Raw genomic sequence first — 16,892 nt, 5'->3', positions numbered from 1 at the left:
GATTTGAACGGCCTTTCTTTTATTAATAAATTACAGTTGCAAAGCGCACTATAAAGACTTATTCATTAGTACAAATAGCCACTTTTGCTCTACCATTTTGAAGTATGGTAGTAGTTTTATTCGTTCCTATATTACCTGCAGCTAAGATCACCTTTTCACCTTCACCAGTAGCTGACAAATGTATTTTCACTGAACCATTAAAGTTCTCAATATCATCAAAAGTAAATTCACTATTATCTGTCAACGTATTCACCACAGTGGTGCTTCCACCGTTCTCAGCAGATACATCATTAAAGTTAGCGGCCACTACGGCATTTTCTGTTTCTATATTACCAAAATGTAAGTGAGCAGGGTGTGTAGCTTCACCTTCAGTACCATCTAAATGCACTACTGCTTCTACTCTTCCGTTTGATAATTCTTTAAAAACAACTGTCCCATGGGTAGGGTAATCAGAGGCTTGATACAAAGTGTACGTAAGCTCTCTTCCGGTATACATATCATCATCGCCTGAATCTGAATCACTACCACAAGCGGCAAAGAACAGGCTAGCTAGAAAGATTAATAAAATATTATTTTTCATTGTATAAATACTTAAACGATAAATCTAGTTGATAATAAGCCAAATCGCTATTAATAACAGTATTTTAATAAAAATAATTGATTTATGGTTGATTATTTAAAGGCAAAGGTATTCGTGCTAAAGAAACCGTTCTTTAAAGCTAATCAAAAGGCATATTGCCACCCGATGATCAAAGTACTTTTAGCTTTCATTTGCGGGCCATTTAGATCCTGATAGAACGGTGCTCCCCACTCAACGGCTAGCCTATGATTTTTCACTATGCCTGATTGACCAATGAAATTTAAACCGGTAAAACCATTAATCCATGATCCGCCATAATAATCAGGATTTGCGGTTTGTACAGGAGCCATTATTTCATCATCTATACCATCAATATCGGCTTCATGAGCATACTGTGCTCTTAGAGAAAAGCTCACCCAGCGCTTTATATTATAACTTCCCCAGGCAGTGGCTTCTACTCTATTGCCTCTTTTATAACCTTCAGAATTATCCGCTAAAGGCAAAATGGCTTTTGCTTGCACTCCATATCCGGTCTGCTCGCTACTTTTACTATAAGTTAAGCCAGGCAAAAGATCCCAAGTGCCAGTGCCGTTTTGCATAGCATAAGGTAATCTCATTTCATTGCGCATATTCATGGGTGTTAGTACTTCATCGGTTTCCTCAACTGAACCTGTAGGTATACTTACTCCCAAAGTACCTCTAAAAGCGGATGTGATTTTGTAAATACCTGATATTTTAACATCTCCCAAGCCTGAGCTTGACGTATTAAAATTACCCAGCACTTCCGAACCCATACCTCCTTGGTAAGTAGTTAAAGTCATATCGCGCACCACATAAGGCACCATAGCCATGAGCGTGAGTTTATCTGTAGGCGCATACATAACGCCAAGCATGTGCATATCCATAGTCATATCCTGAGGCACAACTCTCAACGTAGGTGGCATCATGTCCATACCTGAAAATCGATTAGGTACGGTGGTAGCAATAAAGCTATCATCCAAATCATCGGTGCCATTTCTATTGCCATCCATGGTCATGTGCATATAACGATAAGAAACCATCCACTCCCCTTTATTGTGAGCGTGATCTCCCATCACCCCTAGTGGAGCATGAGCATTAGGTAAACTTACTTTTTCTTGTGCGTGACCAAACTGTAACCCTAGTATCACCAAGGCCATTGAAATAAATATTTTTTTCATAATACATTATTTTCCTACCACAGAAATGCAGTAGTTATTATAACAGGGCAATGGTATTACCCTTCAATAATCTTCAAATTGATTTTAATAAATTAGACTTGTTTGTCGCTTGATATAAGCTTTAAGAAAGAAACTCAGGAAAACATTGGAGGATGAAATACCTGATATTGAGGCTGAAAAGAATAGTTTTCAATATACAGACATTGCGCATCCTGACTGCTTGTAAAAGCTTTAAACTCAAAATTTAAAATCTGCACAAAACCAATAGGATAAGTATTGAGGTTTATTTTGAAACTACCAGAAGTGGGTTGTTTACTTTTTTCGGCGACTTTCTTTAGCTGCTTGGAGAGGTAGCACTTACCTCCACAAACTGTAATAGGTTCATTTTTATTGATACAAAGCACCTCCTGAATGTATCCTTTATTGATTTCAAACTCAATATAAGGAGCAATTGGCTCTAACAAACCAACAAAATACATGCATACAAAAGCTACTGCTAAAAACCGCCTCAATTCCATCTGTAATAATAAGTTGCGAAGCTAAGACAAAACATCCGTTTCAAAAACATTTTGAGAATAACAGTAGCTTATTCCTTTTGTTATGGTATTAAAAGAGTAATGATATGTATTTAAAACCGTTTATACTGTTAGTAATCGTATTGGCTATAATTTCTTGTTCTGGTGCCAGCACAGAAACCTCAGACTCTGAGCCAGACAATATTTTAGAAGGCATAAAACTAAAAACTATTGAAGGCGACAAGATAGACCTTACCCAGTATAAAGGAAAAACTTTGGTGATCAATTTTTGGGCTACCTGGTGCACGCCATGTATCAAAGAAATGCCTTCCTTAGAAAATGCAAAAAAAGCACTCGAAGAAAAAGATGTGGAATTTTTATTGGTATCTAATGAGCCGCTGGGGCAAATCAGAAAATTCCTTAAAACTCATGAGTATGACGTTACTTTTGCCAAACTAGATATGCCTCTGGAGCAGCTGGATATTAAAGGTTTACCCACTACTTTCATTGTATCTCAAGATGGTGAGCTGAGCTTTAGTGAAACGGGTGCTCGTGAGTGGGATAGCAAAGAGAATATGAGGTTAATCATCTCTTCCGGAAAAAAAGAAAAGATGCCTATCTGACACTATTCTTGTGAGGCAAATACCACAGGAATAGATAAATGCCGGTCATTTTCAGGCTTACCAGAAGCATTAGCCTTCTTTAGCACCAAAAATCCATTTTTATGATTAGGTTGATCATAGTCAATAGTAATTTCAAATGGCACCCATTTTTTAGTCATCCATTTGCTCTTGGCTGTAGCAACCTTTTCCTGTAGTACTTTCTGCTCTTCATTTTTGAGCAAAACCGGGAAGCTGCCTTCAAAATACCAATATCCTCTGGCCTTACCTTTCACTGTTACTGGTGAGGATATCGTATCATTAGGCTGAGGCCAGTCCGCCTTGATGAGCTGACTAATATCTTGCCTGGTGCCTCTCCCGTTAAAAAAGTAAAGTGAATTCATGATATGCTGTACGGTTTCTTTCTCCTCATCTTTCACTTCACCATAATAAGTCATTTTATCGCCGGCAGACATGTCATAGGCCGATATGGGTTTTGGCTTTCCCGTATTATCAAAACAGCGGGCTGAAAAATCAGATACTCCTAAATGAACAAATATAAAGCCGCTATCACTCCACCCCTTCGGAGGATTAGAAGGCTTTAACAGATAAGCCCAGGGCTCACCATCATTAAGAATATATACTAAAGAAGAATCTCTATTCAATTGAAAATCTACAGGAAGATCTTTATTCCAACCCTGCAAATTGATTTTACTACCCAAAGGCTCCGGATGACTTCCTCCGTCAGGGTGCATAGTAATGTACGTGATTTTAGGATATTCAATAAAGTCAAAAGGAGGCTTGGCCACCAGATCATAGGCCGAACTAAATAAAGTCACTACACTTAAACCTCTGCTATTTTTGGTGTCTTCTACCTTCCAGTTGTCAGGCACTTCCAGTGTAAAATGAAATTTAGTAGTAGTATAATCAATCCATTCTATTTCATTATTGTCTGCCTTCTGCTCTTCCTGATTGGCAATGGTTGTTGCCATTACATTGCTCTCTGGGTCAGATTGTTGCTTATTAGGATTAGTACATCTCCATAAAATCAGCAGTACCACAATAACGAAAATACCTATTTGCTTTATCATCTATTTAATATGTGTATTAAAATTCACATACCTGCGAGGTATTGCTATATTAACTTCTTATCCTCTTCCATCTATCCCTGCTATATGTCCTTATACAAGCTTTTTTTAAGCATATCACACAGGTATTTAGCCTATACCTCTGATTTATGCATATATAATACCATTATTATTTAGAAAGCTTTTGAGCCAAAAAACCTATTATAATCCCCATTAATGAGAGTATGGTAAAAGCCACTCTCAAGCTGGAGGCTCCGGAAATAAGGCCGATCACTGGTGGACCTACCAAAAAGCCCAGAAAACCAAAAGTAGAGACTGAGGCCAATGCCGCGCTAGATGACATCTGCTTAGTTTTTCCGGCCACACTATAAACCAAAGGCACTACGGAAGAAACACCTATTCCCACTATTAAAAGACCAATAACAGAGATGATAAACTTAGGATATGTAACTACAATCAGTAGCCCTATGCCTGTAAACAGTCCGCTTAGCTTAAGCATTTTATTCACTCCAAAATGATGCGTAAGCTTATCAGCCACCAGTCTGGTAGTAGCCATAGCCACCATAAAAGCAGTGTATCCCAGACCTACCCAATCTTGCTTCACTTGCACCACTTTTTTTAAATACACGCCACTCCAGTCAAACATAGCTCCTTCGCTAATCATAGAGCAAAAGGCAATTACACCAAGTAACAATAAAGACTTCTCTGGCCATGCAAAAATGGGCTTAGGCTCATTATCTGCGGCATCTTCAGCTAATAAAAACCGGAAACTGAAAAGAAATATAGGCAAAGCCAATGCCCACACCACCATAAAATGGTATTTTGGCACTATACTGTCAGATATCATATATGCTCCAATGGCGGCTCCGGCAAACCCTGCCAAGCTCCACATACCATGAAAGGTTGCCAGGATATTTCTACCATACTTGCTTTCCAGGCTCACCGCCTGGGTATTAATGGCTATATTAAGAGTATTACCCACCAAACCAAATGAGACCAGCACGGGTATTAAGGTAAAAAGATTAGGAGCCAAGCCTATGCCTGTTAATGCAAAAACATAGATGCTCCCTGAAATGATAACTACTATTTTACTTCCATAGCGAGCAACCAGATACCCTGAAAGCGGCAAGGAAATTAATGAACCTATAGGCAAAGAAAACAGCACCATACCAAGTGCTGAATCTGACAGCTCCATAGCCTGCTGTATGCTGGGAATACGTGACGCCCAACTGGCAAAGCATAAGCCATATGCAAAAAATATAGCGCCAATGCCTATCCTGGATTTTTGTAGATTATTCAATCAGTCTATCTGTTTTGGTACAGGTAATCACAAGCTTCTTTCCAGTTATTAACCCGTACATCATAGTCTATATTCGCATTATGGTTCGCCGTAAAAAGTATACCGCGACCTTTACAATGATTTAGATTCTTCATGTGATCATCAATCATGAAATCGGTGTCAATAATACCTTTATCACCGCAAAAAACAATGTTCTTCCAGCTAATAAATGGAAAATGCTCGGTAAGCCATTCCTTCTTTTCTGCTAACGACTGAGGAAACTCCATAGCCGCAGAAACAATGTACACTTCAAAATCTTCTGATAACTGTTTTACTGCTTCTATACCTCCTTCTATGACAGCTGCTGTCCTAAAAAAACCAGGCATAAATAGTAGGTCTCTCAACTTCTCTCTGTCAGGAAACGCCTCTTGCTCAGGTTTGCCTTTTAAGGTTTCTGCCTCCACCTGCACGCCATATTTATCAGAATACCATTTTATCATCTGCTGTTCTATATCCGCCAACACATGATCCATATCTATCGCTATAGACTTTCTCATTATCTCACTATTTATATTTGCAATATTTTGCATCAAAATTAAATATAAATTGCAACATATTGCAATTTAATTTCTTATTTTGCTGAAAATCGCAAATCATGCTAAAGGAAGAGAGATTTCAGCACATTCTAAAAGAACTGAACCTGCACCACAAAGTGTATCTGGACCAGCTCAGCACTTTATTAGAAGTATCTATTGATACTATAAGGAGAGATATTAAAGAATTAGACTCTCAAGGCCAATTAAAGGCGGTACGTGGCGGTGCTATAGCCCACTCCACCAACCCGCATAACTTCATGGACCGGCTTGATTATGACTCAGAAGCCAAGCAACTAATTGCAAAAAAAGCCATTCCACTGTTTCATAACGGGCAAACGGTAATATTTGACGGAGGCACTTCTACCCTGGCCATCGCCCATATGCTGCCAGATGACCTGCACATTACAGTAGCTACCAACAGCTTTCCGGTGGTTACTATTTTAAAAGATCGCAAAAACATAAAAGTGCTTTTTGCAGGAGGCCAGCTATTTAACGAGGCCTTTGTTACCACAGGCTATGACACCATTAATTTCTTCAAAGATATTAGAGCTGACCTGTGTTTTCTTGGTATTTGCAGCCTGCATCATGAGCATGGTGTTACCGCTCCTAATTATGAAGAAAGCAAAGTAAAAAAGGTAATGACTGAATCATCTTTGCAGACTATTGCACTAGCCACTCCCAAAAAGCTGGATACGGCTGAGCCTTATTTTGTGTGTGGTGTAGATAAAATCAGCACCATTATTACCAGTAACCATGAAGATCAAAAACTAACGGCTTTTCATCAATTGGGTATTGAGGTGCTTTAAATAAAGCATAAAAGCATATTTTCTAAAAAGGAGGGCTTTTTTATTCCCTAATAATTGCGTAATTCGCATTACATGCAATTTCATAAAGATATATCCCTCAAACCTTATAACACCTTCGGGCTGGAAGCCAAAACCAGGCTTTACACTGAAGTAAATTCTATAAAAGAATTACAGGAAACCTTAAAAACAGAAGAAGCGAAGTCAAATCCATTGTTAATTTTGGGTGGTGGCAGCAATATTCTACTAACTCAGGATTTTGATGGCCTCACCATAAAAAACACGATTACTGGCAAAACTATAGTAGAAGAAACGGATGACTTTGTTCTTATAAAAGTTGGTGCTGGTGAAGTATGGCATCATTTCGTTACTTATGCTATAGAACAAAACTGGGGTGGTACAGAAAACCTATCACTGATACCCGGAACAGTAGGTGCCGCTCCTATGCAAAACATTGGCGCCTATGGCATTGAAATCAAAGAAATATTTGAGTCACTGGAAGCTGTAAATATAGAAACCGGCGAAATTGAAACCTTTAACAAAGAGCAATGTCAGTTCGGTTATAGAGAAAGTGTTTTTAAAAGGAACCTTAAAGGCAAATATATTATTGCTCATGTTACCTTCAAGCTCAGCAAAAAAGACCATCAGCTGCATATAGAATATGGTGCTATAAAAAGCATGCTGGAAGAGCTAAAGATCAAGTCACCTACTATTCAGGATGTAAGCCAGGCGGTAATTTCTATCCGACAAAGCAAACTGCCAGATCCAAAAGAGATAGGCAACAGCGGCAGCTTCTTTAAAAACCCAACCATTACCAATATAGATTTTGAAAGCCTAAAAGTAGATTACCCAAACATACCCGGGTATGAACTGCCTGATAATGAAGTAAAAGTGCCTGCAGGCTGGCTCATAGAGCAAGCGGGCTGGAAGGGATACACCAATGGCAATATTGGCGTACATAAAAAGCAGGCCCTGGTATTAGTTAACTATGGCGGAGGTAATGGTAACGACATTTGGGCCCTGGCTCAGGAAATACAAGCTTCTGTAGTGAAAAAGTTCGGTATAGAGCTGCACCCAGAAGTCAATATTATCTAAAAGAAATTATGGTTACTGAGCTTAGATCATCTCAGTAACCGCTGCTATACTTCCTTTGTATCGCTCCACTTTCACACCAAATTTCACCAGAAAGTCCACCCCTTCATCACTTTTAATGCCTTTATATTCAGCATAAGAGTTGAGGAAAATCACTCGCTCCACTCCCATAGTATAAATAATTCTGGCACACGCGAGGCAAGGCGCCAGGGTTACGTACATAGTGGCTCCTTTCACTTCCGTTTTGTTTTTCACAGCATATAAAAGGGCATTTTGCTCCGCATGGATAGCTAGTGAGCAGCCTCCTTTTGAATCTCTGGGGCAGCCCTGCTCAGGCCATTCCAGGTCACAATTATGCGTGCCTGCCGGAGGTCCATTATAACCAATAGATATTATTCTCGTATCCTTGGTTAGTACTGCGCCTACATGACGCTTAATACAATGCGATCTTTTGGCCAGATTCACTGCCAACTCCATGAATATATCGTCAAACTCTGGTTTGTTCATCGTTTAAAATCCTAATTTTTAGCGGTATAGTATTTGATGGAAAGTTGACTATATTTAACCATTAATAAAAGAAATCGCTGACAAAATTATGAAATCAAAACCCTTATTCACACTTATCTTATCGTTACTTTCTTACTGTCTTTTTGCCCAAGAGGCCATTACCCCACGCCCCAGCCCCACGGCCATCATTACCATGAAGTATGAAGACACTTACGTAAAAGTGACCTACTCACAACCTCACAAGAGAAATAGAACAATATTCGGCACGTTAGTTCCTTACGGCCAGGTGTGGAGAACCGGAGCTAACGAAGCCACAGAAATAACCCTTACCGGAGATCTGCTTATTAACGAAACTGATACTTTGAAGGCTGGCACTTACTCCATTTTCACTATTCCTAGCTCTGATAAATGGACCATCATTATTAATGGAGAACTAGGCCAATGGGGAGCCTATAATTATAACCCGCAGGCAGATGTCCTTCGATTTGAAGTGCCCACCTTAAATGTGAAGCCGGGCGTAACCTGGGAGCCCTTTACCATGGCCTTTGAACAAAGCAATGAAAAAGCCAAACTGGCAATGATGTGGGACAAAACCAAAGTAGAGATACCTATCACTTTTATTGATAATGAATAATCACCTGCTTATTCATTAAAAACTTACTCACTCAAGACTTAAAGAGGATCTCGAAATATAATTTTATAAAGATTAGTTTCAACATCCTCTTTCATTACACTTCCACACAATCCACCTCCTATACTATTACCATTACATAAAATGACCAAATTTTATGTAAACCACTCGCCCAAAATAGAGACAATTTTCAGTTCAAAAAATAACTCCTAAAATCCCAAAAACGGCTTTATTTTAAAGATAGAGGCTAAATTACACCCTATCATAACTCTAGATCAAGTAACTTAGTACCCTAACAGACTAACAAAAAAAATAGATTAGAATTATGAAATATTTAATTGTAGGTGCTGGAGGTACCGGGGGACTGATTGGTGGTTATTTAGCAAAAACAAACCATGATGTAACACTGGTGGCCAGAGGAAAGCATCTTGAAAATATTAAAAATAACGGACTAATCATTCATAGTTATACCGGCGAAACCAACTCCATCAAAAACATTAAAGCTATTTCAGCAGAAGAGCTGGATAACCAACCTTATGACGTTATTTTCATCTGTGTAAAAGCTTACAGCCTCAAAGATATAGCTTCCACAGTAGAAAAAGCAAGTGATGAAAACACCATCATCATTCCTATACTCAATGCCATGGAAGCGGGTAACATTCTTAGAGAAGAAATTCCTAATAGAAAAATAAGTGATGGCTGTATTTATGTAACAGGATACATCTCGGCCCCAGGTGAAATCACCCAAAACAATCAGATTTTTAGAATCGTATATGGCTTTAGCGGGAAAGAAAAAACTGATTTCCCTGCCCTGATACAACTGGAAAATGACCTTACCAGCAGTGACATTAACGTTACCTACGCTTCTGATATATACAGTGCCATTTTCAGAAAACTATGCTTCACCTCTGCCTTTGCTGCAGTAGGCTCATTCCATAATGCTAACGCTAAGGATATGAGGGAAAACAAGGAGTATAATGAGCAGTTTAAAGCACTCCTGGCAGAACTAGATGAAATTAAAGAGGCAGCACATTTTACTAATGACTATGATCTGATAGAAGAAAACTTAAAGATCCTTAATCATTTGGCTGATGAATTTACAGCATCTCTGCAAAAGGACCTGGCAGCAGGCAAACCTGATGAGCGTGAGCAATTGATTTTTGATATTGTGAAAATTGCTGATCGTTTAGAAGTAGCAGCTCCAAACTACCGTAAAATAGCTGAATTTTTCGGTTACAAAGAAAAGGGAGTAGCTTACCAAGAACATTAAGAGCTTAAGCAAAAAAGTCGGTCTATGCTTCGAGTTACTTAGCATGACCTCTAGTTGTGTACTATTAACAGAAATAAAGTCACATTGAGGATCTCGAAGCGTAGACTTTCTACTGACTTGAGACCGACTGAGCTTGTCAACTACCCGCCCTAGATATCTCCCTCCAGGTGCCGTCTCCCATAGAAACCAAAGTAATAGAACCATTAGCACTGGCAGTATAAGAAGTTACGAGTTTGAGATAAGCACTTTTCACCAGGGTAGCTCCTGAATCTAAAAGCAAAGTAATCATAGTGCCAGCCGGCATACGATCAGCCGTCAGGTGATTAATACGGGTAATGGATGCCGCACCTGTAATGGTAAAGATATTTCCCTCCCCCGGCAGCACCAGAAAACCACCAGACAACTGGTAGCTCTGCCCCAAACCGTAAGTGATAGTGCCATTCACCACCCCTCCATTAGCAGTAAGGTAATGATCTGTTTGCGGCTGTGCGTAACCAAAACTCAAAGCAGGAGCCGTTATATAAAAAGATTGCTTAGCCCCTGTAGTATTATTAAAATAGAACTTTGGGTCATATGATTGTGTGGTATCTACCAGGCTGGTCATGCCAATAGAATGCCACTGACCGTCGCCAGGGTGGTAGCCGCCAGTAACCAATCCGGAAGGAGAACGGCTGGTAGTAGTCACAAAATTACTCACGTCAGTCTTTATAAAAGCTCCAAAATTCACCTGCTGATAGGCTGGTGAAGATTCATATTCAGGCAGGTAAATAGGATCAGGCCGGAGATAGCCTGAGGCTCCAGCCGCTACTTCTACCTGCAATACTTTCATGTTTTTTCGCCATACGTCACTCACTTCCATCACGGTATCAACTCCTGACATTTGCCAATACGGCACTTGCCCGTTTTTAACACCATAAAAAGCGGCATTTTGATACAAATTATTCCTACCCAGCTGCTGAGAGAAAGATTTTGCTGCCCGAAAGCCCACGTAATTATCACCATTATCTATGGTGAGACCACCAGAATAAATTCCGGTAACATAGCTATTTCTTGTGCCCGCTTTAAACTCCACCAGCGGTATGGTGTCCGACTGATTACTGCCTTCAATCCGGATGTGAGCCCCCGTAAACTCACCTTTCTCTACTACCAAATGCCCATAAGCAGAAGAGTAAGGTTCTACCACCGTACCATTAAAAACATTATTATTTCCTCCTGAAACACGTATACCATAATCAAAACCATCACCAGAAATAGCTCCATGATAAAAGGAGTTTGAATTTACGAAAGAACCTGCCTCCTCTTCTATCTTTACCCCCGTAGCTCCATAGCGAATACGCACATCATAAAAAGAACAATAGGTAAGCCCGCCAGAATTAATGGCTTTTAACTTTAGCGCCACCCCATCAGTAAACCCTGAAATAAGCACCTGCCTTAGCACCACTCCTTCTACTATTTTGCCATCACCCAACAGCTCTATGCCGCCAGCTGCCCCTGCATTGTTATCATCATAAATCACCATATCAGTGATAGCCACATTGGTACCTCTTACACTCAAGGTTACTGCAGTGCCAGAATTAATTATGATAGAGCCCAAAGCGGGAGTTCCGGTAGCCGTAAGGCCTCTCCCCGCCCCTACTAATGACACCCCGGCAGGGATCACCAGCGTTTGATCAATTTTATAATTGCCCACCGGAAAGAACACCGTTGCTCCAATGGACGCCGCGCTATCCACAGCATCTTGAAGCACCGTGTAATCATTATGAGTGCCATCCCCATAAGCACCCAACGTTTTAACATTCAAAAAAGTAGTTTGAGCTACAGCCGTAACACAAAACAGAGCCAACACCAGACTTACTAAATACCTCATAATCTATTTCTTGTTTTATTTACATGAAATAATAATTGTATTATAAGATAGTAAGAATGAATTAAACATGCATTAATGAGAGAGATTTGGGCTATTTTCAATGTACTTTCATTGATTGAGTTTTTCAGTCAGGCAGATAGGCATATGCTCAATATGATCTGGCTTTCTAATTAAATATGACTCCAAAATTCTAATTTAAAATCAGAAATAAACGAAAAAATAGAGAATCTTATCTAGTTCATTTCATAAGTAGCAGCTTTCAAGCACCTTTGCACTGTTAATAGAATAATAAAACAATATAATGGATACAAAAAGCAAATTATTGAGTTCATATCAATTAGGAAACATCACTTTAAAAAACCGAATTGTCATTTCTCCTATGTGCCAATATTCAGCTGTGGATGGCTTTGCCAATAACTGGCACTTGGTTCATTTAGGAGCCAGAGCAGTTGGTGGTGCCGGTTTAATCATCCAAGAAGCCACAGCAGTATCACCTGAAGGAAGAATTACCCATGCCGACCTCGGTCTTTGGAAAGATGATCATATACCTCCTTTAAAAAACATAGTGGATTTTGTACATCAACATGGCAGTAAAATAGGAATCCAATTAGCTCATGCGGGCCGAAAAGCAAGCAAAGAAAGACCTTGGGAAGGAGGAAAAAATATTAACAAGGATCAAACCAATGGATGGCAGCCCATTGCGCCGAGCCCCATTCCATTTTCCGAAAATGAGCCTCTACCCCATGAAATGTCCTTATCAGAAATTCAACAAGTTATTAATGATTTCAAAGCCGCTACACATAGGGCTATAGCCGCTAATTATGATGTTATTGAACTACATGCCGGTCATGGCTATTTATTACACCAGTTTTACTCTCCTTTAAGCAATAGCCGAACGGATAATTATGGTGGGAGTTTTGAAAACAGAATACGCCTCATAGTAGAAATAGTAAATGCTATAAAAGAAATTTGGGGTAAAGAGAAGCCTCTTATGGTAAGAATATCTGCTACAGACTGGGTAGATGATGGCTGGCAGATAAGTGATTCAGTAAAATTCTCTGAAATTTTAAAACAACTGGGAGTTCACCTAATTGATGTTTCAACGGCAGGAAATACATTGGCTAATATTCCTGTAGAACCGGGTTATCAAGTACCTTTCTCTTCGTCTATAAGAAGCCAGGCCAACGTACCTACTGGTACTGTAGGGCTGATCACCACACCTGAGCAAGCAGAAAAGATCTTACAGGAAGAACATGCCGACCTCATCTTTATCGGTAGAGAAAGCCTGAGAAACCCTAATTTCCCACTATATGCAGCACATATTTTAGATGATGAGCATGAAACAACCTGGCCAAAACAATATGAAAGAGCCTATCCCAATCATGGTGAATGGAAATAAACAATAATACCTCACTAATTCAGTATTTAGTGAGGTATTATTTTACTGTGGCAGGCGCTGAAAACGATGCGCCATCATTTACTGGATTAGGCGCGAAATAACTAAGAAAATGACAGTATCCACAGAAGATATAGCTACACCCCTATTTATACATACTCTTTTTACGATGTGCCATGCCCCAGTCAGAAAGGTGATCAATAATGGTTCGTAAGCTTTGGCCATAGTCGGTCAACTTATATTCCACTGTAATAGGCTGGGTATCTAACACGGTACGCGTTACTAATTCGTTCTTTTCCAATTCCTTCAATTCTTTACTTAGCATTTTATTAGATATGCCTTTCACGTCATTAAGAATCTCAGAAAACCTCCTTGAGCTATGATAACAAATCGATGAAATGACTGATATTTTCCACTTCCCATTTAATATGTCCATGGCATCATGAACCGCCTTAATCTTTTGATCCTGCTCTTCCATAGTTTATTAAAATTACCTTTCAGTATAAGTTTCCTTTTGTTACTGACCATACAAAGGAAACAAACACCTCCTAAACTCCTAATAATAATTGAAAAAGAATTTTACCTCCAAACGTAACTAGGTTACTTTTTTGTTACAGTAACTTTTAGTTACTTAGTTTATATAAAACACTTCCATCTTTTAGTTTTGTCGCTCAGTTAAAAACAATAAAGATGACACATTCCAAAAACAGACAAATTATTTTAAAGCAACGTCCGGTAGGCAATGCTAAACTCAGCGACTTTGAAAAGATAGTTAGCGAAATACCTGCGCTTAACAGCGGCGAAGTGTTGTTTAAGAACACTATGATCTCCGTAGAGCCTTATCAGCGAAATCTTATGGGTAATGGCTCTTCGGAGTGGCCCACTATCGATATAGATGATGTAATGCAGGGCCCAACGATAGCTGTGGTAAAAAAAAGCAATAATGAGAATTTTAAAATCGGCGATTATGTACAGACTTGGTCTGGCTGGCAGGATTACGCCATTTCTGATGGTTCAGACCTTCGCAAGCTAGATGCTAAGGTAGCACCACTGTCCACCGCTCTAGGTCCGCTCGGGCTTAATGGTTTTACTGCCTGGTACGGCATGACCAAGCTCCATGATTTTAAGCCTGGCGGCACCTTAGTTGTTACTGGTGCGGCAGGCTCTGTGGGCTCCATAGCTGCTCAGCTAGGTAAACTGCGTGGCTACCGTGTGGTGGGCGTGGCCGGTGGTGCCGAAAAAGTGGCCTATTTAAAAAACACACTTGGCTTAGATGAAGCCATAGATTATAAGGCTAATGATTTTGAAGATCAGGTAAAGAAGGCATTACCAAACGGAATTGATGCCTTCTACGAAAATGTGGGTGGCCCCATTTTCCCTGTTTTAATGGAGCATTTTAATGAAAATGCAAAGATGACACTTTGCGGCACCATTGCAGATTATAACGACACCACATTGCCAGAAGGAACTAACTATCTACCAAGGCTTATCACCATTATCCATTACCGTTTTCTTAGTATTAAAGCATTTGCTACGCCCTATGTTATGGATAAAATGCCTGAATTTTAGAAGAGATGACGCCATTAGTGCAGAATGGAAAAATCAAATATCAGGAAGAGTTTGTCGATGGTTTTGACCAGCTTCCTGAAACCTTTCAAACCCTTTTTGATGGCAGTCATAGTGGCAAAAAACTCATTATAAAAGTAGACTGACATTAACTGCATGACATTTTTGGCCGTTTACAATTAGACCAAATAGCATGAGCGCCTCTTGACGAACTGACTCGGTAGAGGTCATGCCCTTCCCCCTATCTGATAATTACAAGGCAGGTATGATAAAGTAATCTCGAACCTATGAGATGCAGCGCGCAAAGAACTGTAGAATCAAGTTCGAGATTGCTTCACTACACTTCGTTTCGTTTGCAATAACCAGTTTTATTGTAAGTACGTTATCTTGCTGTACCGTCGTGAGGTGAAATAATATTGAAAAACAAGCTTTTCTCAAGTCCTTAGTGGCAGTTTATAACTATAAAATGCTTCAGTGAGCGGAAGACCTCACAGCAAGAAAGAGCTTTTTGTTACTTTTTTGATCGATTGCAAAAAAGTAAGGAACCTTAGCTATGGAATGTAGAAAGTGGATTAACCTAGCCAGCAGATGTTTGAAAAGACTATGCTGGATAAATACATAGATCCCTCCTTTCGTAGACATGACCCTGATTTTTAGGAAGTAGAGTATGAATCAGTACCGATCGTCTACATTTCGACACGGCTCAATGTGACTCGACTGCGGTTCCATCTTGCTGTACAGTCATGCGATGAAATAGGATTGAAAAACAGGCTTTTCTCAAGTCCTTAGTGGCAGTTCATAACCATGAAATGTTTCAGTGAGCGGAAGACCTCACAGCAAGAAAGAGTTTTTTGTTACTTTTTTGATCGATTGCAAAAAAGTAAAGAACCTCAGCTATGGAATGTAGAAAGTGGATTAACCTAGCCAGCAGATGCTTGAAAAGCCCATCCTAGATGAATACATAGATGTCTCCTTTCGTACCAATGACAGTATAAGTAATTTGTAGGTAATATGAAAAACTCAACACAGTTGAGATGTAATTAAATCATAAATCAGTACCGATCGTCTACACTTCGACGGGGCTCAGTGTGACTCGGTGGGTGTGATCTTCACCTTCCCTATCTGGTAATTACGAGGAAGATATGACGAAGTAATCTTGAAGCTATGAAATACTGTATCTCGCCTGACTGGAAAAGCAACTTCGAGATTGCTTTACTACACTTCGTTTCGTTCGCAATAACCAGTTTTATTGTAAGTACGTTATCTTGCTGTACCGTCGTGAAGTGAAATAGGATTGAAAAACAGGCTTTTCTCAAGTCCTTAGTGGCAGTTCATGACCATGAAATGTTTCAGCGAGCGGAAGACCTCACAGCAAGAAAGAGTTTTTTGTTACTTTTTTGATCGATTGTAAAAAAGTAAAGAACCTCAGCTATGGAATGCAGACAGTGAATTAACCAAGCAAGCAGATATTTGAAAAGCCTATCCTAGATGAATACATAGATGTCTCCTTTCGTCGAGAAGACCCTGGATTTTAGGGAGTAGATTATGTCAATTCTAGTGGTACAGTTGAAACAAATGTTAGGTCTCGGTATGACTACCCTCTCCTGCTAACCCACGTGCAATCCTGTATTCTTTACCATCAAAAATAACAGTACCAGATACCCCTTTAGATTCATTATCATCAGAGCCACAGGCAAAAAGTAAAAACAGACAGCCAACTAAGAAAAAATGCTTCATGAAATATTATTGTTTATAAAATGAGCTGGCAATTTATTCCATAATAAGGCAACCAGCAAATGAATTTAGCACCTCAAACCCGCTTAAATACTGACTCCAGATAATCACATGGTTATTTCCAAAGAAATAAAATTTAACTTTGAATATTTATTAAATTAACCACTTCA

General features: G+C 39.5%; 18 protein-coding genes. 8 read left to right on the top strand and 10 right to left on the bottom strand.

The genetic code is table 11. The features are described from left to right. Positions 1–58 precede the first annotated feature (58 nt). The 3 genes from LVD15_RS19495 to LVD15_RS19485 all read right to left on the bottom strand — a co-directional run bounded on the left by LVD15_RS19495 (position 59) and on the right by LVD15_RS19485 (position 2,258). Positions 59–580 carry a hypothetical protein gene (locus tag LVD15_RS19495; protein WP_233776883.1) on the bottom strand — a complete coding sequence of 174 codons (522 nt, stop codon included), beginning with the start codon at positions 578–580 and terminating at the stop codon, positions 59–61. A 143-nt stretch (positions 581–723) separates the two neighbouring features. Further along, complete coding sequence (locus tag LVD15_RS19490; RefSeq protein WP_233776882.1) at positions 724–1,779, bottom strand: transporter; 1,056 nt, start codon at positions 1,777–1,779, stop codon at positions 724–726. Positions 1,780–1,913: 134 nt separating this feature from the next. Then, positions 1,914–2,258, bottom strand: a complete 345-nt coding sequence (locus tag LVD15_RS19485) for a hypothetical protein (protein WP_233776881.1) — start codon at positions 2,256–2,258, stop codon at positions 1,914–1,916. A 143-nt stretch (positions 2,259–2,401) separates the two neighbouring features. Between LVD15_RS19485 and LVD15_RS19480 the strand changes: the two genes are divergently transcribed. Further along, positions 2,402–2,917: a TlpA disulfide reductase family protein gene (locus LVD15_RS19480; protein WP_233776880.1), complete on the top strand. Its 516-nt coding sequence runs from the start codon at positions 2,402–2,404 to the stop codon at positions 2,915–2,917. A 2-nt stretch (positions 2,918–2,919) separates the two neighbouring features. Here LVD15_RS19480 and LVD15_RS19475 read toward each other — a convergent pair whose 3' ends face one another. From LVD15_RS19475 to LVD15_RS19465, 3 genes are all read right to left on the bottom strand, one after another. Continuing rightward, complete coding sequence (locus LVD15_RS19475) at positions 2,920–3,984, bottom strand: Gmad2 immunoglobulin-like domain-containing protein (protein WP_233776879.1); 1,065 nt, start codon at positions 3,982–3,984, stop codon at positions 2,920–2,922. Positions 3,985–4,150: 166 nt separating this feature from the next. Continuing rightward, positions 4,151–5,281: an MFS transporter gene (locus LVD15_RS19470; RefSeq protein ID WP_233776878.1), complete on the bottom strand. Its 1,131-nt coding sequence runs from the start codon at positions 5,279–5,281 to the stop codon at positions 4,151–4,153. Positions 5,282–5,286: 5 nt separating this feature from the next. After that, on the bottom strand, positions 5,287–5,817 hold the full coding sequence (locus LVD15_RS19465; RefSeq protein WP_233776877.1) for a 5' nucleotidase, NT5C type: 531 nt from the start codon (positions 5,815–5,817) through the stop codon (positions 5,287–5,289). A 98-nt stretch (positions 5,818–5,915) separates the two neighbouring features. Here LVD15_RS19465 and LVD15_RS19460 point away from each other — a divergent pair, with 98 nt between their 5' ends. Together LVD15_RS19460 and murB are read left to right on the top strand one after the other, a co-directional pair. Continuing rightward, entirely contained in the window at positions 5,916–6,662 is a 747-nt protein-coding gene (locus LVD15_RS19460) for a DeoR/GlpR family DNA-binding transcription regulator (RefSeq protein ID WP_233776876.1), read from the top strand. A 72-nt stretch (positions 6,663–6,734) separates the two neighbouring features. Then, positions 6,735–7,754 (top strand): UDP-N-acetylmuramate dehydrogenase, encoded by a 1,020-nt coding sequence (gene murB / locus LVD15_RS19455; RefSeq protein ID WP_233776875.1) that lies wholly within the window; start codon positions 6,735–6,737, stop codon positions 7,752–7,754. Positions 7,755–7,775: 21 nt separating this feature from the next. Here murB and LVD15_RS19450 read toward each other — a convergent pair whose 3' ends face one another. Beyond that, the gene (locus LVD15_RS19450; protein ID WP_233776874.1) at positions 7,776–8,258 is read right to left on the bottom strand and encodes a deoxycytidylate deaminase; all 483 of its coding nucleotides are present in this window, start codon (positions 8,256–8,258) and stop codon (positions 7,776–7,778) included. Between the two features lie 88 nt (positions 8,259–8,346). Between LVD15_RS19450 and LVD15_RS19445 the strand changes: the two genes are divergently transcribed. Beyond that, positions 8,347–8,892, top strand: a complete 546-nt coding sequence (locus LVD15_RS19445) for a DUF2911 domain-containing protein (protein WP_233776873.1) — start codon at positions 8,347–8,349, stop codon at positions 8,890–8,892. A gap of 322 nt (positions 8,893–9,214) precedes the next feature. Then, positions 9,215–10,159 carry a ketopantoate reductase family protein gene (locus LVD15_RS19440; protein ID WP_233776872.1) on the top strand — a complete coding sequence of 315 codons (945 nt, stop codon included), beginning with the start codon at positions 9,215–9,217 and terminating at the stop codon, positions 10,157–10,159. A gap of 136 nt (positions 10,160–10,295) precedes the next feature. Here LVD15_RS19440 and LVD15_RS19435 read toward each other — a convergent pair whose 3' ends face one another. Beyond that, positions 10,296–12,026, bottom strand: coding sequence for a glycosyl hydrolase family 28-related protein (locus LVD15_RS19435; protein ID WP_233776871.1), 1,731 nt, complete (start codon positions 12,024–12,026; stop codon positions 10,296–10,298). 301 nt (positions 12,027–12,327) lie between these two features. On the opposite strand from LVD15_RS19435, the gene namA reads away from it, so the two are divergent. Further along, positions 12,328–13,425 (top strand): NADPH dehydrogenase NamA, encoded by a 1,098-nt coding sequence (gene namA, locus LVD15_RS19430; protein ID WP_233776870.1) that lies wholly within the window; start codon positions 12,328–12,330, stop codon positions 13,423–13,425. Between the two features lie 142 nt (positions 13,426–13,567). Here the strand turns inward: namA and LVD15_RS19425 are convergent, their stop codons facing one another. Next, positions 13,568–13,900 (bottom strand): winged helix-turn-helix transcriptional regulator, encoded by a 333-nt coding sequence (locus tag LVD15_RS19425; RefSeq protein WP_233776869.1) that lies wholly within the window; start codon positions 13,898–13,900, stop codon positions 13,568–13,570. A gap of 212 nt (positions 13,901–14,112) precedes the next feature. On the opposite strand from LVD15_RS19425, the gene LVD15_RS19420 reads away from it, so the two are divergent. After that, a complete protein-coding gene (locus LVD15_RS19420) occupies positions 14,113–14,991 on the top strand; it encodes an NADP-dependent oxidoreductase (protein ID WP_233776868.1) in 879 nt (292 codons plus the stop codon). A 5-nt stretch (positions 14,992–14,996) separates the two neighbouring features. Beyond that, a complete protein-coding gene (locus LVD15_RS19415) occupies positions 14,997–15,134 on the top strand; it encodes a hypothetical protein (RefSeq protein WP_233776867.1) in 138 nt (45 codons plus the stop codon). Between the two features lie 1,432 nt (positions 15,135–16,566). Here LVD15_RS19415 and LVD15_RS19410 read toward each other — a convergent pair. Continuing rightward, positions 16,567–16,725 carry a hypothetical protein gene (locus LVD15_RS19410; RefSeq protein ID WP_233776866.1) on the bottom strand — a complete coding sequence of 53 codons (159 nt, stop codon included), beginning with the start codon at positions 16,723–16,725 and terminating at the stop codon, positions 16,567–16,569. Positions 16,726–16,892: the final 167 nt, after the last annotated feature.

Origin of the sequence: Fulvivirga maritima, from assembly GCF_021389955.1 — a bacterium.
Lineage (GTDB): Bacteria > Bacteroidota > Bacteroidia > Cytophagales > Cyclobacteriaceae > Fulvivirga > Fulvivirga maritima.
This window is presented reverse-complemented; position numbering and strand designations above follow the sequence as displayed.